The sequence below is a fragment of the Dietzia sp. Die43 genome (assembly GCF_024519835.1).
GTDB classification, from domain to species: Bacteria; Actinomycetota; Actinomycetes; order Mycobacteriales; family Mycobacteriaceae; genus Dietzia; species Dietzia kunjamensis.
The window spans coordinates 110,340-128,016 of sequence record NZ_JALJRF010000001.1 but is presented as its reverse complement, the minus strand read 5'-3'; the positions used below and the strand labels follow the sequence as shown (position 1 = coordinate 128,016).

The 17,677-nt window shown below is 71.9% G+C and carries 18 protein-coding genes; 17 read left to right on the top strand and 1 reads right to left on the bottom strand.

Going from position 1 to position 17,677, the window contains the following annotated elements; translation table 11 throughout:
• Nucleotide 1 precedes the first annotated feature (1 nt).
• From fmt to secG, 17 genes are all read left to right on the top strand, one after another.
• The gene (gene fmt, locus NR111_RS00595; protein WP_096905432.1) at nucleotides 2–934 is read left to right on the top strand and encodes a methionyl-tRNA formyltransferase; all 933 of its coding nucleotides are present in this window, start codon (nucleotides 2–4) and stop codon (nucleotides 932–934) included.
• Nucleotides 931–2,448 carry a transcription antitermination factor NusB gene (locus NR111_RS00590; RefSeq protein ID WP_256819377.1) on the top strand — a complete coding sequence of 506 codons (1,518 nt, stop codon included), beginning with the start codon at nucleotides 931–933 and terminating at the stop codon, nucleotides 2,446–2,448. Before fmt ends, NR111_RS00590 begins: the two co-directional genes overlap by 4 nt.
• The gene (locus NR111_RS00585) at nucleotides 2,441–3,385 is read left to right on the top strand and encodes an alpha/beta hydrolase (RefSeq protein ID WP_096905434.1); all 945 of its coding nucleotides are present in this window, start codon (nucleotides 2,441–2,443) and stop codon (nucleotides 3,383–3,385) included. The genes NR111_RS00590 and NR111_RS00585 overlap by 8 nt, the downstream gene beginning before the upstream one ends.
• Nucleotides 3,386–3,451: 66 nt before the next feature.
• Nucleotides 3,452–4,120, top strand: coding sequence for a ribulose-phosphate 3-epimerase (gene rpe, locus NR111_RS00580; RefSeq protein WP_067716379.1), 669 nt, complete (start codon nucleotides 3,452–3,454; stop codon nucleotides 4,118–4,120).
• 119 nt (nucleotides 4,121–4,239) lie between these two features.
• On the top strand, nucleotides 4,240–5,286 hold the full coding sequence (gene ribD, locus NR111_RS00575) for a bifunctional diaminohydroxyphosphoribosylaminopyrimidine deaminase/5-amino-6-(5-phosphoribosylamino)uracil reductase RibD (RefSeq protein ID WP_096907235.1): 1,047 nt from the start codon (nucleotides 4,240–4,242) through the stop codon (nucleotides 5,284–5,286).
• Complete coding sequence (locus tag NR111_RS00570; RefSeq protein WP_096905435.1) at nucleotides 5,286–5,927, top strand: riboflavin synthase; 642 nt, start codon at nucleotides 5,286–5,288, stop codon at nucleotides 5,925–5,927. The genes ribD and NR111_RS00570 overlap by 1 nt, the downstream gene beginning before the upstream one ends.
• Before the next feature lie 54 nt (nucleotides 5,928–5,981).
• Nucleotides 5,982–7,262, top strand: coding sequence for a bifunctional 3,4-dihydroxy-2-butanone-4-phosphate synthase/GTP cyclohydrolase II (locus NR111_RS00565; protein ID WP_256819376.1), 1,281 nt, complete (start codon nucleotides 5,982–5,984; stop codon nucleotides 7,260–7,262).
• Complete coding sequence (gene ribH / locus NR111_RS00560; protein ID WP_154827499.1) at nucleotides 7,259–7,735, top strand: 6,7-dimethyl-8-ribityllumazine synthase; 477 nt, start codon at nucleotides 7,259–7,261, stop codon at nucleotides 7,733–7,735. The genes NR111_RS00565 and ribH overlap by 4 nt, the downstream gene beginning before the upstream one ends.
• Nucleotides 7,732–8,205 carry a PH domain-containing protein gene (locus tag NR111_RS00555; RefSeq protein ID WP_067716366.1) on the top strand — a complete coding sequence of 158 codons (474 nt, stop codon included), beginning with the start codon at nucleotides 7,732–7,734 and terminating at the stop codon, nucleotides 8,203–8,205. The genes ribH and NR111_RS00555 overlap by 4 nt, the downstream gene beginning before the upstream one ends.
• 6 nt (nucleotides 8,206–8,211) lie before the next feature.
• Nucleotides 8,212–10,293 (top strand): excinuclease ABC subunit UvrC, encoded by a 2,082-nt coding sequence (gene uvrC, locus NR111_RS00550; RefSeq protein WP_256819375.1) that lies wholly within the window; start codon nucleotides 8,212–8,214, stop codon nucleotides 10,291–10,293.
• A 4-nt stretch (nucleotides 10,294–10,297) separates the two neighbouring features.
• Nucleotides 10,298–11,188 carry an RNase adapter RapZ gene (rapZ, locus tag NR111_RS00545; protein ID WP_067716361.1) on the top strand — a complete coding sequence of 297 codons (891 nt, stop codon included), beginning with the start codon at nucleotides 10,298–10,300 and terminating at the stop codon, nucleotides 11,186–11,188.
• An 8-nt stretch (nucleotides 11,189–11,196) separates the two neighbouring features.
• Complete coding sequence (gene yvcK, locus NR111_RS00540; RefSeq protein ID WP_067716358.1) at nucleotides 11,197–12,165, top strand: uridine diphosphate-N-acetylglucosamine-binding protein YvcK; 969 nt, start codon at nucleotides 11,197–11,199, stop codon at nucleotides 12,163–12,165.
• Between the two features lie 37 nt (nucleotides 12,166–12,202).
• Nucleotides 12,203–13,186, top strand: coding sequence for a DNA-binding protein WhiA (whiA, locus tag NR111_RS00535; RefSeq protein WP_067716356.1), 984 nt, complete (start codon nucleotides 12,203–12,205; stop codon nucleotides 13,184–13,186).
• A 120-nt stretch (nucleotides 13,187–13,306) separates the two neighbouring features.
• Nucleotides 13,307–14,323, top strand: coding sequence for a type I glyceraldehyde-3-phosphate dehydrogenase (gene gap, locus NR111_RS00530; protein ID WP_067716354.1), 1,017 nt, complete (start codon nucleotides 13,307–13,309; stop codon nucleotides 14,321–14,323).
• Between the two features lie 141 nt (nucleotides 14,324–14,464).
• The gene (gene pgk, locus NR111_RS00525) at nucleotides 14,465–15,682 is read left to right on the top strand and encodes a phosphoglycerate kinase (RefSeq protein WP_256819370.1); all 1,218 of its coding nucleotides are present in this window, start codon (nucleotides 14,465–14,467) and stop codon (nucleotides 15,680–15,682) included.
• A gap of 26 nt (nucleotides 15,683–15,708) precedes the next feature.
• Complete coding sequence (tpiA, locus tag NR111_RS00520; protein WP_067716347.1) at nucleotides 15,709–16,494, top strand: triose-phosphate isomerase; 786 nt, start codon at nucleotides 15,709–15,711, stop codon at nucleotides 16,492–16,494.
• 127 nt (nucleotides 16,495–16,621) lie between these two features.
• The gene (secG, locus tag NR111_RS00515; protein WP_067716343.1) at nucleotides 16,622–16,855 is read left to right on the top strand and encodes a preprotein translocase subunit SecG; all 234 of its coding nucleotides are present in this window, start codon (nucleotides 16,622–16,624) and stop codon (nucleotides 16,853–16,855) included.
• A 91-nt stretch (nucleotides 16,856–16,946) separates the two neighbouring features.
• On the opposite strand, the gene pgl is transcribed toward secG, so the two are convergent.
• Nucleotides 16,947–17,669, bottom strand: a complete 723-nt coding sequence (pgl, locus tag NR111_RS00510; RefSeq protein WP_119191708.1) for a 6-phosphogluconolactonase — start codon at nucleotides 17,667–17,669, stop codon at nucleotides 16,947–16,949.
• Nucleotides 17,670–17,677 lie beyond the last annotated feature (8 nt).

Below are 17,677 nucleotides of genomic sequence, written 5' to 3'. Positions count from 1 at the left end.
AGTGCGTCTCGTCTTCGCCGGCACCCCGGAGGTCGCCGTCCCGTCCCTGCAGGCGCTGCTCGACAGTGACCGTCACGAGGTCGTCGCCGTCGTCTCGCGTCCCGACGCCCGCACCGGCCGCGGTCGGGGACTGTCCCGCAGCCCCGTGGCTACCGCGGCCGACTCTGCGGGCATCGAGGTCCTCACCCCGCCGAACGCCCGCGACCCCGAGTTCGAGGAGCGACTGCGCGCGCTGGCACCCGACGCGGTGCCGGTGGTCGCCTACGGCCACCTCGTTCCGCGCCCCGTCCTCGACATCCCCACCCACGGGTGGATCAACCTGCACTTCTCCCTGCTCCCCGCATGGCGGGGGGCCGCCCCGGTCAACGCCGCCGTCGCCGCCGGTGACGAGGTCACCGGCGCGACCACCTTCCTGCTGGACGAGGGCATGGACACCGGCCCGGTCCTGGGGACGATGACCGAGACCGTCCGGCCCCGCGACACGGCCGGGGACCTCCTCGGCCGACTCGCGGTGTCCGGCGCCGGGCTGCTCGCGGCGACCCTGGACGGGATCGAAACGGGAGAGCTCCGCGCGGTTCCCCAACCGGCCGACGGCGCCTCCCATGCACCGAAGCTCACGGTCGACGACGCGCGGGTGCGGTGGAGCGATCCCGCCCTGGCCGTCGACCGGCACATCCGGTCGGTCACCCCGGCGCCGGGCGCCTGGACGACGCTCGGCGGCGAACGGGTGAAGATCGGCTCGGCCCGCCCCGCCGAGGACGCGCCCACGGACCTCGGGCCCGGCCGCATCTCGTGGGACAAGCGGTCGTTCCTCGTGGGCACCGCGACGGTACCGATGGCGATAGAGACCATCCAGCCCCCCGGCAAGAAGATGATGAACGCACTGGATTGGGTGCGCGGCGCCCGCCTCGACGAGGCCGCGGTGTTCGAGTGAGCGCCGACGACCGGAAGAGCCGCGGGCAGGGTCCCGATCCCCGCCGCGGTGGCGGCCGGGGACGCCCGAAGAGCGGAGGAGGCAACCGCCCGCAGTCGGACCGCCGGCGACGTCCGGACTCCCGGCCGCAGAAGCAGCAGGAACAACAGAAGCAGCCCCGTCCCGACGCCAGGACCGTCGCGCTGGCGGTCATGGCGGCCGTGCGAGAACGCGCCGCCTACGCCAACCTGGCCCTGCCGGCGGAACTGCGCCGCGCCAAGCTGGACACACGCGACGCGGCGCTGGCCACGGAGTTGACCTACGGCACGCTCCGTGCACAGGGACTGCTCGACCGGGTGATCGTGCTCGCGGCGTCCCGGCCCGTCGAGGAGATCGACCCGCCGGTCCTCGATCTCGTGCGGCTGGGCGCCTACCAACTGCTGTTAACCCGAATCGGTGCGCACGCCGCCGTCGACACCGCCGTCGAGGCCGCGCGCACCGCCGGCCTGGGCCGGGCGGGCGGGTTCGTCAACGCGGTCCTCCGCAAGGTCGCCGCCCGCGACCTCGACTCCTGGGTCGACGCGCTGCGCGACGGTGTGACCGACCCCGTGGCCCGGATCGCCATCGGCACCGCGCACCCGGAGTGGATCGCCCGCGCGTTCGCGGACTCGCTCGGCGCCGCCGCCGGGGAGCTTCCCGAGTTGCTCGCCGCCGACGACGCCCGGCCGAAGGTCCACCTGGCCGCCCGCCCCGGTGCCATCACGGGCGAGGAACTGGCACTGATCACCGGCGGTACGGAGGGTGAGCTGTCCCCGTACGCGGTGCACCTGGACTCCGGGGACCCCGGGACGCTCGACGCCGTACGGGAGGGGCTCGCGGCGGTCCAGGACGAGGGCAGCCAGCTCGTGGCGCTGGCCGCCGCCCGCGCCCCCCTGAGCGGTCCGGACTCCGGGAGGTGGCTCGATCTGGCCGCCGGGCCCGGCGGGAAGGCGGTCCTGCTGGGCGCGCTGGCGGAGATAGAGCAGGCGACGCTCACCGGGGTGGAGATCTCCGAGCACCGCGCCGACCTGGTCCGCGGCGCGACCAAAGACTTGCCGGTGACCGTGCACACGGCCGACGGACGCGACCCGGGTCTGGAGCCGGGGTTCGACCGGGTATTACTCGACGCCCCGTGTTCCGGCCTCGGCGCGCTCCGCCGTCGTCCCGAGGCGCGGTGGCGCAAGACCGCCGCCGACATCCCGGGCCTGGTCACGCTCCAGCGCGAACTCCTCGAGTCGGCCCTACGTCTGGTCCGACCGGGCGGGGTGGTGCTGTACGCGACCTGCTCGCCCCACCTCTCGGAGACAGTGTCGGTCATCCGCGAAGCCGCCCGGCGTGACGACGTCGAACTCCTCGACGTGCGTGACATCCTCGCGGAGGTGGTCGGCCGTCCGGTCGACGGACTGGGCGACGGCCCGTGGGTGCAACTGTGGCCGCACCGGCACAGCACAGACGCGATGTTCATGGCGGCACTTCGACGGGGTCACGATGCGTGAGGACGCGCAGTTCAGCTCGCACGGGGTACGGTGCTCGGCCTGGGTCTACCGCCCGGACGCGCCGTCGGGCGAACCTGCGGGCCCGGCACCAGCCACCCCCGCACCAGCCACCCCCGCGCCGGCCATCGTCATGGCACACGGCTTCGGGTGCATCCGGGACCTGCGCCTACCCGCGTACGCCGAGCGCTTCCGGGACGCCGGCTTCGTCGTGGTGGTCTTCGACTACCGGCATTTCGGCGCCAGCGACGGACAACCCCGGCAACTCCTCGACATCGGCCGCCAACTCGACGACTGGCGGTCAGCCCTGGCCTTCACCCGGTCGCTGCCCGGCGTCGATCCGGACCGCGTCATCGCGTGGGGCACGTCGTTCTCGGGAGGTCACGTCCTCACCCTCGCCGGCACGGGGGAGCGGCTGGCGGGAGTCATCGCCCAGGTCCCGCATGTGAGCGGTCCGGCCGCGGTCAGGGCGACGGGGCTCGCGGCGGCGCTCCGACTCGGCCCGGCCATCGTCGACGACCTGTGGCGCTCGCTCCGGCGTCGCGAGCCCCGGTACGTGCGTCTCGTCGGACGACCGGGGGACACGGCGGTCATGACGAGTCCGGACGCCGATCCCGCGGTGAATCGGCTCGCGGCCGACTCGGGACTGCGCCGCAGTGAATTCCGCGACGACGTCGCAGCACGGATCCTGGCACGGATCGGCTTCTACTCGCCGATGCGGCACACGCGGCGGATCACCTGCCCGACGCTGGTGCAGATCGCGACGGAGGACGCCATCACCCCCGCGGCGACCGCGCGTCGGGCGGCGCAGCGGATCCCGCGCGGCCGCTACCTGGAGTACCCGTGCGAGCACTTCGACCCCTACGTCGACCCGCACTTCGAGCGCATCATCGCCGACCAGCTCGAGTTCCTGACCTCGGTCACCGGCTCCGTCGACTGACCGGTCCGCGGGCCGCCGTCCCATGTCGGCGGAGCAGCCCGGACGGGCCCGCCTAGACTGGTCGTCATGTCGTACCAGCCGCTCATCGCGCCGTCGATCCTGTCCGCCGACTTCGCCCGTCTGGACCGCGAGATCGAGCGCATCCCGTCCGCCGACTGGATCCACGTGGACGTCATGGACGGTCACTTCGTGCCCAACCTGTCCTTCGGTGCGCCGGTCGCGAAGGCGGTCGGGAGGGTCACGGACAAGCCGATGGACTGCCATCTCATGATCACCGACCCGGCGCGCTGGGTCGGTGACTACGTGGACGCCGGCGCGTTCAACGTCACCTTCCACGTGGAGGCCACCGACGACCCGAAGGCCGTCGCCGACCTGCTGCACGCCAGGGGGTGCAAGGCGGGTATCTCCATCAAGCCCGGGACCGCCGTCGAGCCGTACCTCGACCTGCTCGACCACGTGGACCTGGTCCTGGTGATGAGCGTCGAGCCCGGCTTCGGCGGCCAGAAGTTCATGCCCGGGGTGTTGGACAAGGTCCGCACGCTGCGCGCCGAGATCGACCGCCGTGGCCTCGACGTGCACATCCAGATCGACGGTGGCATCGACGCGGGGACGATCGCCGAGTGCGCGGCGGCGGGGTGCGACGTGTTCGTGGCCGGTTCGGCCGTCTACGGTGCCCCGGATCCCGACGCGATGATCGGGACCCTGCGCTCCGGGGCCCTCGCCGCGCGGGCGTGACGGTGCCGGACGTGCCGGACGTGCCACAGGGCCCGAACGGGCCCGGGGTGCCGAGCGGGCCCGGGGTATCAGCGACGGGCGGGGCCGACCCCGCCGACCGTCGTCGCGAGCGGGACGCCCTGGCCCGGGCTATCGCCGTGTCCGCCTCCGCGTTGGGGGTGTGCACCCCCAACCCGCCGGTCGGTGCGGTGGTGCTCGACGCCGCCGGAGAGGTCGTGGGCATCGGCGCGACCGAGGCCCCGGGCGGACGGCACGCCGAGGTGGTGGCGCTGGACTCCGCCGGGGACCGCGCGCGCGGTGGGACGATCGTGGTCACCCTCGAGCCGTGTGACCACCACGGGCGCACCGGTCCGTGCACCTCCCGCATCGTCGCCGCCGGGCTCGCCCGCGTGGTCTACGCGGTGTCCGACCCCAATCCGGTGGCGTCCGGCGGAGCCGGGACCCTGCGGCGCGAGGGGGTCGAGGTGGCACGAGCCGACGACGACGAGGTGAGCGCCGCCCGCAGCGGCCCGCTGAGGGCGTGGCTCCACCGTCAGGACCACGGCCGCCCCCTCGTCACCTGGAAGTACGCGGCGAGTCTGGACGGCAGGGTAGCGGCTGCGGACGGGTCGAGCAAGTGGATCACCGGGCCGGTTTCGCGCCGCCACGCCCACGCCAGACGACAGGAGATCGACGCCCTCGTCGTCGGTACCGGAACGCTGCGCGCCGACGACCCCGCGCTGACCGCCCGCACCGACGACGGCCGGCCCGCCCCCCGCCAGCCCCTCCGGGCGGTGATGGGGCTGAGCCCCGTGCCCGCGGACGCGACGATGCGCGGCACCGACGGCCGGTTCCGACACCTGGCCACCCGCGATCCCGCCGAGGCGCTGGGACTTCTCGGCGAGGTCTCCCACGTCCTCGTCGAGGGCGGCCCCAGGCTGGCGGGGGCGTTCCTCGCCGCCGGACTCGTCGACGAGATCGACGCGTACCTCGCGCCCCTGGTGCTCGGCGCCGGGCGGTCGGCGGTCTCCGGAGCCGGGGTGGACACGCTCGCGGCCGCCCACGGTTTCCGGATCCGCGGGACCACCGTCCTGGGCGACGACGTCCACCTGCGCTTGACACGACCCGGCCTGACACGATCCGCCACCGCGACCACGCCGACCGCACCGACGAGAGGACCCCGCTGATGTTCACCGGAATCGTGGAGGAGCTCGGAACCCTCGACTCGGTCGAGACGACCGGCGACTCCGCGCGCCTGCGCATACGGGGGCCCCTGGTCACCTCGGACGCCCACCACGGTGACTCGATCGCCGTCAACGGGGTGTGCCTGACCGTCACCGGCTGGGAGCCGGGGGAGTACTTCGAGGTGGACGTGATGGCCGAGTCGCTCGACCGGACCGCGCTCGGTGCACTGTCACCGGGCGACCCCGTCAACCTGGAACGCGCCATGCGCGCGGACGCCCGGTTCGGCGGTCACATCGTCCAGGGCCACGTCGACGGCACAGGCCACGTGATCAGCCGCGACGAGCACGAGCACTGGCACGTCGTGCGCATCTCGCTGCCGGGTGACCTCGCGCGGTACGTGGTCGAAAAGGGGTCGATCACCGTCTCCGGAACCTCGCTGACGGTCTCGGCGGTCAGTGCCGCGGACGAGCCGGAGCCGTGGTTCGAGGTGTCCCTCATCCCCACGACGCTCGCCGACACGATCCTCGGGGGACTGAGCGCGGGCGACCCCGTCAACCTGGAGGTCGACGTGCTGGCCAAGTACGTCGAGCGGCTGCTGGGCGGACGCGGTGGGGGTCCCACTGACCCGATGCGCCATACTTGAACCCGCGCCCGCGGCCTCCGCCCGGGCCCGCCAGACCTAGGAGAACCCGCAGCAGTGACCACCTTTGACGGCATCGAGCGAGCCATCGCCGACATCGCGGCGGGACGGGCCGTCGTGGTGGTGGACAGTGAGGACCGCGAGAACGAGGGCGACCTGATCTTCGCCGCCGAACTCGCGACGCCCGAGCTGATGGGCTTCCTCGTGCGGTACTCCTCCGGTTACGTGTGCGTCGCGCTCGAGGCGGAGGACTGCCTTCGGCTGGACCTGCCGCCCATGCGCGCCATTAACGAGGACCGCCACGACACCGCGTACACCGTGACGGTCGACGCGCGCACGGGGGTCTACACCGGCATCTCGGCCGCCGACCGCGCCCGCACCGCGAGGCTGCTCGCCGCCGACGACACCGTGCCCGGCGACTTCACCCGGCCCGGCCACGTGGTGCCCCTGCGCGCCCGGCCCGGCGGCGTGCTCACCCGGCCCGGCCACACCGAGTCCGCCGTCGACCTCGCCCGGTTGGCCGGTCTGCGCCCGGCGGGCGTCATCTGCGAGATCGTGTCCGAGGACGACCCCACGACCATGGCGCGCACCCCCGAACTCCGGCGGTTCGCCGACGAGCACGGGCTGGCGATGATCACCATCGAGGCGCTCCAGGCGTGGCGCCGCGCGAACGAGGTCCAGGTGGTGCGCGAGGTCGCCGCCCGGATCCCCACGCCGGCCGGGACCATGACCGCCCACGGGTACCGCGACACCCTCCAGGGAGTCGAACACGTGGCCATGGTGGCCGGCGACATCTCGGGGGACGACCCGGTCTCCGTCCGCATCCACTCCGAGTGCCTGACCGGCGACGTGTTCCACTCGCTGCGCTGTGACTGCGGCCCGCAACTCGACGCTGCCGTCGCCGCGGTGTGCGAGGAGGGGCGCGGGGTCGTGCTGTACATGCGTGGGCACGAGGGCCGGGGGATCGGCCTGGTGCAGAAACTGCGCGCCTACCAACTGCAGGACTCCGGACGCGACACCGTCGACGCCAATCTCGACCTGGGCCTGCCCGCCGACGCCCGCGACTTCAGCCTGGCCGCACAGATGCTGCGCGACCTCGGAGTGACCCGCGTACGACTGATGACCAACAACCCAGCCAAGGCCGACGCCCTGCGCGCCGGTGGCGTGGAGGTGGTGGCCCGGGTGCCCATGCCGACGGCGGTCACGCCCGAGAACCTGCGGTACCTGCGCACCAAGCGCGACCGGATGGGCCACCTGCTCGAGGGGCTCGACGAGGGACCCGCCGGCCCGGCCGGCGCCGACGTGGACGTGGACGTGGACGGAGAGGATCAGCCATGAGCGGCAGCGGTAGACCGGAACTGGTGATCCCCGACGCCCGCGGGCTGCGGCTCGGAGTGGTGGCCTCCACCTGGCACCAGGAGATCTGCGCCCAACTGCTGGACCGGGCCCTGGCCGTCGCCGACGCCTCCGGCGCGGTGGCGACCCTGGCCCGCGTGACCGGAGCCGTGGAGCTACCGGTGGTGGCCCAGGAGCTCGCACGGACCCATGACGCCGTCGTGGCGCTCGGCGTGGTGATCCGGGGTGCGACCCCGCACTTCGACTACGTCTGTCGCTCGGTGACCGACGGGCTCACCCGGATCGCCCTCGACGAGGCCACCCCTGTCGCCCACGGGGTGCTCACCACCGAGAACGAGGGCCAGGCCCGAGACCGCGACGGCCACGAGGGTGCCTCCGAGGACAAGGGGGGAGAGGCCGTCGCCGCCGTGCTCGGCGCCGCCATCGCCCTGCGCGACCTGAGGACCGGTCGATGAACGAGAACTGGGAGTTCGAGCACCGGCCCCGTCGGATGCGCACCACCGCGATCGCCGTGGCGGTGCTCATCGTCATCGTCCACGTGGTGTGGGCGGTGATCCTCGTCCGCGGTGACACCGGGGTGACGATCGGGATCGCCGATCAGTTCGCCTTCGTGGTGATCGGGTTCATCTTCGCCGGGGTGCTGCTGACCCTCCTGCGGATCCGCGTCCGGGTCGGGCAGCAGGGCGTCGAGCTCCGCGGGCCGCTGCGCGTCCGGACCTGGGGCTGGGACGACGTCGTCGGGCTGACGTTCCCGCGCTCCAGCTACTGGCCCCGGCTCGAACTCCCGGCCTACGAGCACGCGGGGATCTGGGCTATCCAGTCCATCGACGGCCAGCACGGGATCGACGGCATGGCGCGCCTGCGCGAGGCCGTCCGCACCCACAAGCCCTCGGCCGCCGATCCCGAGACCGTCGCCGACCGCTGACCCGCCGTGGCCGATCCGCGAACCTACCGCCCGGCCCCCGGCTCGATCCCGACGGAGCCGGGGGTCTACCGCTTCCGTGACGAGCACGGGCGCGTCATCTACGTCGGCAAGGCGAAGAACCTGCGGAGCCGGCTGAGCTCGTACTTCGCGGACCTGTCCCTCCTCCACCCCCGTACCCGGCGGATGGTTCTCGCCGCGGCCGGCGTGCAGTGGACGGTCGTGTCCACCGAGGTCGAGGCGCTCCAGCTCGAGTACACGTGGATCAAGAAGTACGACCCCCGGTTCAACGTCCGGTACCGCGACGACAAGACGTATCCGATGCTGGCGGTCACCGTGGGGGAGGAGTTCCCCCGTGCCTTCGTCTACCGGGGACCCCGGCGCCCGGGGACCCGCTACTTCGGGCCCTACTCACACGCGTGGGCCATCCGCGACACCCTCGACACTCTGCAGCGGGTGTTCCCCGTCCGCTCGTGCTCCGCCGGGGTGTTCAAGCGGCAGGCGCAGCTCGGCAGGCCCTGTCTGCTGGGATACATCGACAAGTGCGCCGCCCCCTGCATCGGACGGGTGACCCCGGACGAGCACCGCGCGATTGTCAACGAGCTCATCGACTTCCTGGCCGGACGTACCGATGCGATCATGCGCCGCATCGAGAAGCGGATGCTCGAGGCCTCCGCGGACCTCGACTTCGAACGGGCCGCGCGGCTGCGTGACGACCTCGGCGCCATGCGGCGTGCGATGGAGAAGCAGGCCGTCGTGCTGGGTGACGGCACCGACGCCGACGTGGTGGGCGTCGAGGTCGACGAACTGCAGGTCTCCGTCCAGGTGTTCCACGTGCGCGGGGGCCGCATCCGCGGTCAGCGCGGCTGGGTGGTCGAACACGCCCACGGCGTCGACGCCGACGGCGAGTTCGACGCGGCCCGTGCCGTGCCCGGGGTCGTCTCCGACTATCTCGCGCAGTTCTACGGGGGAGAGGCCGACCTCGCCGAGGCGGCCGAATCCGGCGACATCTCGGCTGCCGTACCCCGCGAGGTGCTGGTGCCCGCCCTTCCCGAGGACGCGGACGAGCTCGCGGACTGGCTCTCGGCGCTGCGCGGCTCCCGTGTGTCGCTCCGGGTGCCCCAGCGGGGTGACAAGCGGGCCCTGGCGGAGACGGTCCACCGCAACGCCGTCGAGGCCCTGACGCAGCACAAACTCCGGCGCAGCGGTGACCTCACCGCCCGCTCCGCGGCGCTCCAGGAGATCCAGGAGACCCTCGAGCTGGACTCGGCGCCCCTGCGCATCGAGTGCGTGGACATCTCCCACACCCAGGGCACCGACGTCATGGCCTCCCTCGTCGTCTTCGAGGACGGCATCCCGCGCAAGAGCGACTACCGGCTCTACCGCATCCGCGACGCCGCGGGTGACGGCCACTCCGACGACGTCGGCAGCATCGCCGAGGTCACGCGTCGTCGCTTCCGGCGTCACCACGAGGACCCCTCCGTCACCCCGGACGAGGTCGACGGGCCGGTCGACGACGACGCGGGCACGGGGGGCACCGCCCCCGCGGCACGCCGGTTCGCCTACCCACCGCAGCTCTTCGTCGTCGACGGTGGTCGGCCCCAGGTCGAGGCGGCCGCCGAGGTCCTCTCCGAGCTGGGGGTCACCGACGTACCCGTGGTCGGGATCGCCAAGCGACTCGAGGAGATCTGGCTCCCGGGAGAGGAGTACCCCGTGATCTTCCCGCGCCACGGGGAGGGGCTGTTCCTGCTCCAGCGGCTCCGCGACGAGGCCCACCGGTTCGCCATCCGTGCCCACCGGAGCGCGCGGTCCAGGCGGATGACGGCCTCCGTGCTCGACGACGTCCCCGGCCTCGGGCCCACCCGTCGGGCGGCGTTGGTGGAGACGTTCCCGACCGTGTCCGCACTGCGCGCCGCGAGCGCGGACGAGCTGTGCGCCGTGCCGGGGATCGGTCCGGGGGTCGCCGCCGCGATCCGGGCGACTCTCGGTGGTGCCGAGCCCGCGGACGCGGCCGCCGCCGACGTGGGAGACTCGGGCGGGCAGCCCGACCGGGGACAGACCGACCCGGGACTGACCGATGACACGAGGTGAGACGATGGACGCAGGTGACGACGACGGCCACGCCGCGCGGGGGCGCGAGCTCCTCCTGATCAGCGGCATGTCCGGGGCGGGCAAGGGGACCGCGTCCAAGGTCCTCGAGGAATTCGGCTGGTATGTCGTCGACAACCTCCCGTTGACCTTCGTTGGCGACCTGCTCGCCCGGTTCGAGGAGTCCGACGACGAGCCCCTCCGCCTGGCGATCGTCGCCGACACCCGCAGCCTCGGGTTCGACGAACACCTCGGCGACCTCCTCGACCTGTTCGATCGGCGCCCGCAGGCTCGGATCCTGTTCCTCGAGGCCTCGGACGAGGCGCTGGTCAGCAGGTTCAACAACGTCCGTCGCTCCCATCCGCTGCAGTCGGGTGGCGGCCTGATCGACGGCATCACCCGGGAGCGCAGGATCCTCGAGGGGCTGCGGGGGCGTGCCGACGTCGTCGTGGACACCTCGGCGCTCAGTGTCCACGACCTCCGCCACCGGCTGGAGACCCCCTTCGGTGACCTCGGGTTCGACTTCCACCTCACCGTCGAGTCGTTCGGGTTCAAGTACGGCGTCCCCGTGGACGTCGACATGCTGATGGACATGCGGTTCCTGCCCAACCCGCACTGGATCCCCGAGCTCCAGCCGCACACGGGGCGCGACAAGCCCGTCCAGGACTACGTCCTCGCCGACGAATCCATCGAGGAGTACCTGCGCGCGGCGGTGTCCATGATCCGCCTGGCCATGACCGGCTACCGGCGCGAGGGCAAGCGCTACATGACGATCGCGGTCGGCTGCACCGGGGGCAAGCACCGGAGCGTGGCCATCTCCGAGTCGCTCGCCGGCAGACTGTCCGGCCTCGACTCGGTCGAGGTCCACGTACGCCACCGCGACCTCGGGCGGGAATGAGGCCGGCCATGACACACGACAGCGGTATCCCGTCCCTCGTCGCCCTCGGCGGCGGCCACGGCCTGTCGGCGACCCTCCGGGCCGCACGCCTCGTCGCCGACCACGTCACCGCGGTGGTGACGGTCGCCGACGACGGCGGCTCCTCGGGGCGACTGCGGCGCGAGCTGGGCATCCTCCCACCGGGCGACCTACGGATGGCCCTGTGCGCCCTCGCCGCCGAAGACGACGAGAAGGCGCTGCTCACCCGACTCTTCCAGCACCGCTACGGCGGCACCGGGGCGCTGGCCGGACACGCGGTGGGCAACCTCGTCTTCGCCGGCCTGTGGGAGCTGCTCGGAGACCCGGTCGACGCACTCGACGCGGTCGGGTCGATCCTCGGTGTCACCGGCCGTGTCCTGCCGATGTCCCCGGTCGCCCTCGACATCGCCGCAGAGGTCGTCGGTCTGGAAGCGGACCCCCGCGTCGTGCGGACCATCATCGGACAGGTCGCCGTCGCGACCACACCGGGCAGCGTTCGCCGGGTCACCCTCATCCCGGCCGCTCCGCCCGCCGCGGAGGGCGTGGTGGAGGCGATCACCGGAGCCGACCTCGTGGTCCTCGGACCCGGATCGTGGTTCACCAGCGTGATCCCCAACGTGCTCGTGCCCGAGATCGCGACGGCGCTCAAGAGGACGGCCGCGACCAAGGCCCTCGTGCTCAACCTCGCACCCCAGCCGGGGGAGACCGCCGGGTTCTCCGCCGAGCAACACCTCCACGTGTTGCGTCAACACGCTCCCGAGGTCGACATCGACGTCCTGCTCGTCGACCCGAGGATGCCGCTGAGCGCTACCGAACGCGAGCATCTCGAACGGGCCGCGGCGGGACTGGGGGCACGCGTGATGACCGCGGAGATAGCGAAGACCGCCGAAGATGGGACGATGAGGCCTGTCCACGACCCCGCACTGCTGGCCTCGGCGCTCGCCGACTCGGTGCGATGAGGGCCGGGTCGATGAGCCGAGAACGAAGGAGCAGGGCGTGTCGCTGACCGCACAGGTCAAGTCCGAACTGGTGAGGGTCCCCGTGGGGAACTCCGAGACCAGGAGGGCCGAGGTGTCCGCCCTGCTGAGGTTCGCCGGCACCCTCCAGGTCCTGTCCAACCGACTCGTGATCGAAGCGGAGGTGGACTCCGGCGAGATCGCGGACCGTCTCGCCGGCGAACTCGACGCCCTGTTCTCCGTCCCCTGTGAGATCCACCCGATCGGGGGTTCGGGCGGACGTCCCGCCCGCAAGTTCGTCCTGCGGGTCATCGACCGGGGTGCGGACCTGGCCCGTCAGCTCGGGCTGGTCGACAACGCCGGCCGGACGGTCCGAGGACTGCCGGCCGCGGTCGTCGGCGGCTCGGTCGCCGCCTCCGAGGCGGCGTGGCGGGGCGCGTTCCTCGCCCACGGTTCGCTCACCAAGCCCGGCCGCTCCTCGGCGTTGGAGGTCACCGCCCCGGGGGCGGAGGCGGCGATGGCGCTCGTGGGCGCGGCCCGCAGGTTGGGCGTGACGGCCAAGGCCCGCGAGGTCCGGGGAGGGGACCGCGTGGTGATCCGCGACGCCGAGGCGATCGGGGTCCTCCTCGCTCGACTGGGCGCGTCGTCCACCAGGGACATCTGGGAGGAACGCCGCTCCCGAGGCGAGGTCCGCGCCACTGCCAACCGGCTGGCCAACTTCGACGACGCGAACCTGCGGCGCTCGGCCCGGGCCGCCGTGGCCGCGGCCGCCCGTGTCCAGCGCGCCCTGGAGATCCTCGCCGAGGACGTGCCGGACCATCTGCTCGCCGCCGGTGAACTGCGTGTCCAGCACCGTCAGTCGTCGCTGGAGGAGCTCGGCCAGCTCGCCGACCCGCCCATGACCAAGGACGCGGTCGCGGGGCGCATCCGGAGACTGCTGTCCATGGCGGACCGCAAAGCCGCCGAGCTCGGGATCCCCGACACCGAATCCGTGGTGACCGAGGACATGCTCGACGAAGGCTGATCCACCCCGGCAGCACCCTGCGCGGGAGCGGTCCGCGCCGGGTAGTCTGGGTCACGTCCCGGGCTCCACCCGGCCCCGGTGACATCAAGCGTTCTCGCACCACCAATAAGGAGACAACACGTGACCGTGCGCGTAGGCATCAACGGATTCGGACGTATCGGCCGCAACTTCTACCGCGCGGTGGAGGCTCTCAAGGCCGAGGGCAAGACGGACATCGAGATCGTGGCCGTCAACGACCTGACCACGAACGACATGCTCGCTCACCTGCTCAAGTACGACTCCATCCTGGGTCGCCTGGGCAAGGAGGTCACGTTCGACGACTCGTCGATCACGGTCGGTGGGACCAAGATCGGCGCCCTCGCGGTCAAGGAGGGCCCCGCGTCCGTGCCGTGGGGTGACTACGGCGTCGACGTCGTCGTCGAGTCCACCGGCATCTTCACCGACGCCGAGAAGGCCAAGGGCCACCTCGAGGGTGGCGCCAAGAAGGTCATCATCTCGGCGCCGGCCAAGAACGAGGACATCACCATCGTCATGGGGGTCAACGACCACGAGTACGACGGCTCGCAGACGATCATCTCCAACGCCTCCTGCACCACCAACTGCCTCGCGCCGGTCGCCAAGGTCCTCTCCGACGAGTTCGGGATCGTCAAGGGCCTCATGACCACGATCCACGCCTACACGCAGGACCAGAACCTCCAGGACGCGCCCCACAGCGACATGCGCCGCGCCCGCGCCGCCGGCATCAACATGGTGCCCACCTCCACCGGTGCGGCCAAGGCCGTCGCACTGGTCCTGCCCGAGCTCAAGGGCAAGTTCGACGGCTACGCCGTGCGCGTCCCGCTGCCCACCGGCTCGCTCACCGACCTCACGGTCGAGCTCGAGAAGAAGGCCTCGGTCGACGAGGTCAACGCCGCGGTCAAGGCCGCCGCCGAGGGCGCGATGAAGGGCATCCTCAAGTACACCGAGGATCCCATCGTCTCCTCCGACATCGTCGGTGACCCGCACTCGTCCATCTTCGACGCGCCGCTGACCAAGGCGATCGACGGTCAGATCAAGATCGCCTCCTGGTACGACAACGAGTGGGGCTACTCCAACCGCCTCGCCGACATCATCGGCCTGGTCGGCAAGTCGCTCTAAGACCCCTCGGGACTGACATCCCCCGTACGACGATCCGGGCCCGGTCCGGGAACGCCCACAGCGTCCCGGCCGGGCCCGAAGCACATGGACCGGCAGCACCACCCACCATCACCACCGTTCTTCCGACAGGAGTCCCACCACATGGCCGTGAGCACGCTCAACGACCTGCTCGATGCCGGCGTAGAGGGTCGCAAGATCCTCGTCCGCTGCGACCTCAACGTCCCGCTCGACGGCTCGACCATCACCGATGCGGGCCGGATCACCGCCTCGCTGCCCACGCTCAACGCACTGCTCGACGCCGGTGCGGCGCTGGTGATCACCGCGCATCTCGGCCGCCCGAAGGGTGAGCCCGACCCCGAGTTCTCCCTCGCCCCCGTGGCGGAGAAGCTGGGCGACGAGCTCGGGCGCTACGTCCAGCTCGCCGGTGACGTGGTGGGATCGGACGCCCGCGAGCGAGCCAACGGCCTGACCGACGGGGACGTGCTCCTGGTGGAGAACGTGCGGTTCGACCCGCGCGAGACGAGCAAGGACGAGGCGCAGCGGGCCGAGTTCGCGGCCGAGCTCGCGAGCCTGGTGGGCGAGGACGGGGCGTTCGTCTCCAACGGTTTCGGGGTTGTCCACCGCGCGCAGGCGTCGGTGTACGACGTCGCCAAGGTCCTCCCGGCCTACGCCGGCGACCTCGTCCAGAGTGAGGTCGAGGTCCTCGCGAACCTCAGCGGCGACCCGGAGCACCCCTACGCGGTCGTGTTGGGCGGCTCCAAGGTGTCGGACAAGCTCGCCGTGATCGAGGCCCTGGCGCCCAAGGTCGACACCCTGGTCATCGGCGGCGGCATGTGCTTCACCTTCCTCGCCGCACAGGGCCATGAGGTCGGCTCCTCACTGCTGCAGGAGGAGATGATCGACACCTGCAAGGACCTGCTCGCCAAGTTCGGCGACGTGATCAGCCTGCCCGTGGACGTGGTCGCCGCCGACGGGTTCGCCGCCGACGCCGCGCACTCCACGGTCTCCGCCGAGGCCATCCCGGAGGGGAAGATGGGCCTGGACATCGGCCCCGAGTCGGTGAAGGCGTTCAGCGAGAAGCTCTCCGCCGCCAAGACCGTCTTCTGGAACGGCCCCATGGGCGTGTTCGAGTTCGCGGCGTTCTCCGCCGGGACGCGCGGTGTCGCCGAGGCCATCATCACCGCGACGCGCAGCGGCGCGTTCTCGGTGGTCGGCGGCGGCGACTCCGCCGCGGCCGTCCGCACCCTGGGTCTCGGGGAGGAGAACTTCTCCCACATCTCCACCGGCGGTGGCGCCTCGCTGGAGTACCTGGAGGGCAAGGAGCTGCCCGGCGTCACCGCCCTCGAGCGCAGCAACTGAAGACCGACGAGACCACAGGAGACAACATGGCACGCACCCCGCTCATCGCCGGCAACTGGAAGATGAACCTCAACCACCTCGAGGCCATCGCGCTCGTCCAGAAGGTCGCCTTCGCACTCCCGGACAAGTACCTGGAGAAGGTGGACGTGGCGTTCATCCCCCCGTTCACGGACATCCGTGGCGTCCAGATCGTCATCGAGGGCGACAAGCTGGGCTTCGCCTACGGCGCGCAGGACGTCTCGGTCCACGAGTCCGGTGCCTACACCGGCGAGATCTCGGCGGGGATGCTCGCCAAGCTCGGCTGCACCTATGTGGTCGTGGGCCATTCCGAGCGCCGTGACTACCACGCGGAGTCCGACGAACTCGTCGCGGCCAAGGCCGCCGCCTGCCACCGGCACGGGTTGACGCCGATCGTGTGTGTCGGCGAGAAGCTCGAGGTGCGGGAGGCAGGGGACCACGTCGACTTCGTCGTGAACCAGCTCTCCGAATCGCTCGCGGGACTGTCCACGGACCAGCTGGCCTCCACCGTGATCGCCTACGAGCCCGTGTGGGCGATCGGGACCGGCAAGACCGCGTCCGCCGCCGATGCCCAGGAGGTCTGCGCCGCCATCCGTTCCACGTTGGCCGATCTGGCCGATGACGCGACGGCCGAGCAGATGCGGGTCCTGTACGGCGGCAGCGTCAACGCCTCCACGATCGGCGAGCTGCTCGACCAGCCCGATGTCGACGGTGGTCTGGTCGGAGGCGCGTCGCTCAAGCCGGACGAGTTCGCCCAGCTGTCGGCGATCGCCGCCGGTGGCCCGTTGCCCTGACACCGCCCACTCCGGCGCGCCCGGCCCCGCGGGGTCGGGCGTGCCGGGATTCGCCGCGGACACCCGACCGGGTAGTCTGTAGCGGTCGCACCCGACCGCCCGACCCGACGTGAGGCACGATCCCTACATGAAGCTCGCCCTGGACATCTTCCTCATCACCACCAGCCTCCTGCTGATGCTGTTCATCCTGCTGCACCGCGGCAAGGGAGGCGGCCTGTCGTCGCTGTTCGGTGGCGGTGTCCAGTCCAGCCTCTCCGGGTCCAGCGTGGTCGAGCGGAACCTCGACCGGGTCACCGTGGTCGTCGCGATCCTCTGGGTCATCGCCATCGTGGCGGTCGGCCTCATGGTCAGGTTCGGCTGACCGACCGGTCCCCGGCGCGGCCCCACCGGCCGGGCCGACGACGGGGCGCGTCTCTTCCACCGGGTGGATGAGACGCGCCCCGTTCCTGTTCTCAGAGCACCATCGAGGCGGCCGGTCCGTCCAGGTGATACGTGGTCGACTCGGTGCCCACGGCACCGGCGACGGGCCAGTCGGAGGGGTCCGCCCCGCCCAGGCCCCTGGCCACCGCCTCCGCCTTCCCGTCCCCGGCGGCCACGACGAGCACGTGCCTCGACCTGCGCACCGCCGGGAGGGTGAAGGTCAGTCGCTCCGGTGGCGGCTTGGGGCAGTCATGCACGCCCACCGCGAGCCGCTCGGTCTCGGCGACCGCCGGGGTGTGCGGGAAGATCGAGTTCATGTGCCCCTCGGGTCCCATCCCCAGGAGGGTGACGTCGAACAGCGGCTCGTCGCCCCGGGGGAGGTCCACCGCGGCGAGGAACGCCTCGGCCGCGGCGTCGACGTCCTCGAACTCCGGTCCGCGGGCCGGCCAGCGGTGGACGGTGGCGCGGTCGCCCACGGTGCCGAGCAGGACGTCGTCGAGCTGTCCGTCGTTGCGTTCGGGGTCGTCTGCCGGGACGAAGCGCTCGTCGCCCAGGTAGATGGTCACGCGTGACCAGTCGACATCGGCCCCGGCGAGTGCGGCGGCGGTCTTCACCCCCACCGAGCCGCCCGTCAGGGACAGCGTCGCGGTCCCGGCGGTGGCGATCCGTTCGTTGAGGTGCCCGACGACGGCGAGGGCTGCCGCTTCGGCGAGGGTGTCCGCATCCGGGTGTACGAGATGGCGTGTGACTGACATCGGCGCTC

Coding starts and splice junctions, on each gene's coding strand:
- NR111_RS00585 (WP_096905434.1), top strand. CDS start 2,441: ATGCGTGAGGACGCGCAGTTCAGCTCGCACGGGGTACGGTGCTCGGCC.
- rpe (WP_067716379.1), top strand. CDS start 3,452: ATGTCGTACCAGCCGCTCATCGCGCCGTCGATCCTGTCCGCCGACTTC.
- NR111_RS00570 (WP_096905435.1), top strand. CDS start 5,286: ATGTTCACCGGAATCGTGGAGGAGCTCGGAACCCTCGACTCGGTCGAG.
- ribH (WP_154827499.1), top strand. CDS start 7,259: ATGAGCGGCAGCGGTAGACCGGAACTGGTGATCCCCGACGCCCGCGGG.
- NR111_RS00555 (WP_067716366.1), top strand. CDS start 7,732: ATGAACGAGAACTGGGAGTTCGAGCACCGGCCCCGTCGGATGCGCACC.
- rapZ (WP_067716361.1), top strand. CDS start 10,298: ATGGACGCAGGTGACGACGACGGCCACGCCGCGCGGGGGCGCGAGCTC.
- yvcK (WP_067716358.1), top strand. CDS start 11,197: ATGACACACGACAGCGGTATCCCGTCCCTCGTCGCCCTCGGCGGCGGC.
- pgk (WP_256819370.1), top strand. CDS start 14,465: ATGGCCGTGAGCACGCTCAACGACCTGCTCGATGCCGGCGTAGAGGGT.
- tpiA (WP_067716347.1), top strand. CDS start 15,709: ATGGCACGCACCCCGCTCATCGCCGGCAACTGGAAGATGAACCTCAAC.
- secG (WP_067716343.1), top strand. CDS start 16,622: ATGAAGCTCGCCCTGGACATCTTCCTCATCACCACCAGCCTCCTGCTG.
- pgl (WP_119191708.1), bottom strand. CDS start 17,669: ATGTCAGTCACACGCCATCTCGTACACCCGGATGCGGACACCCTCGCC.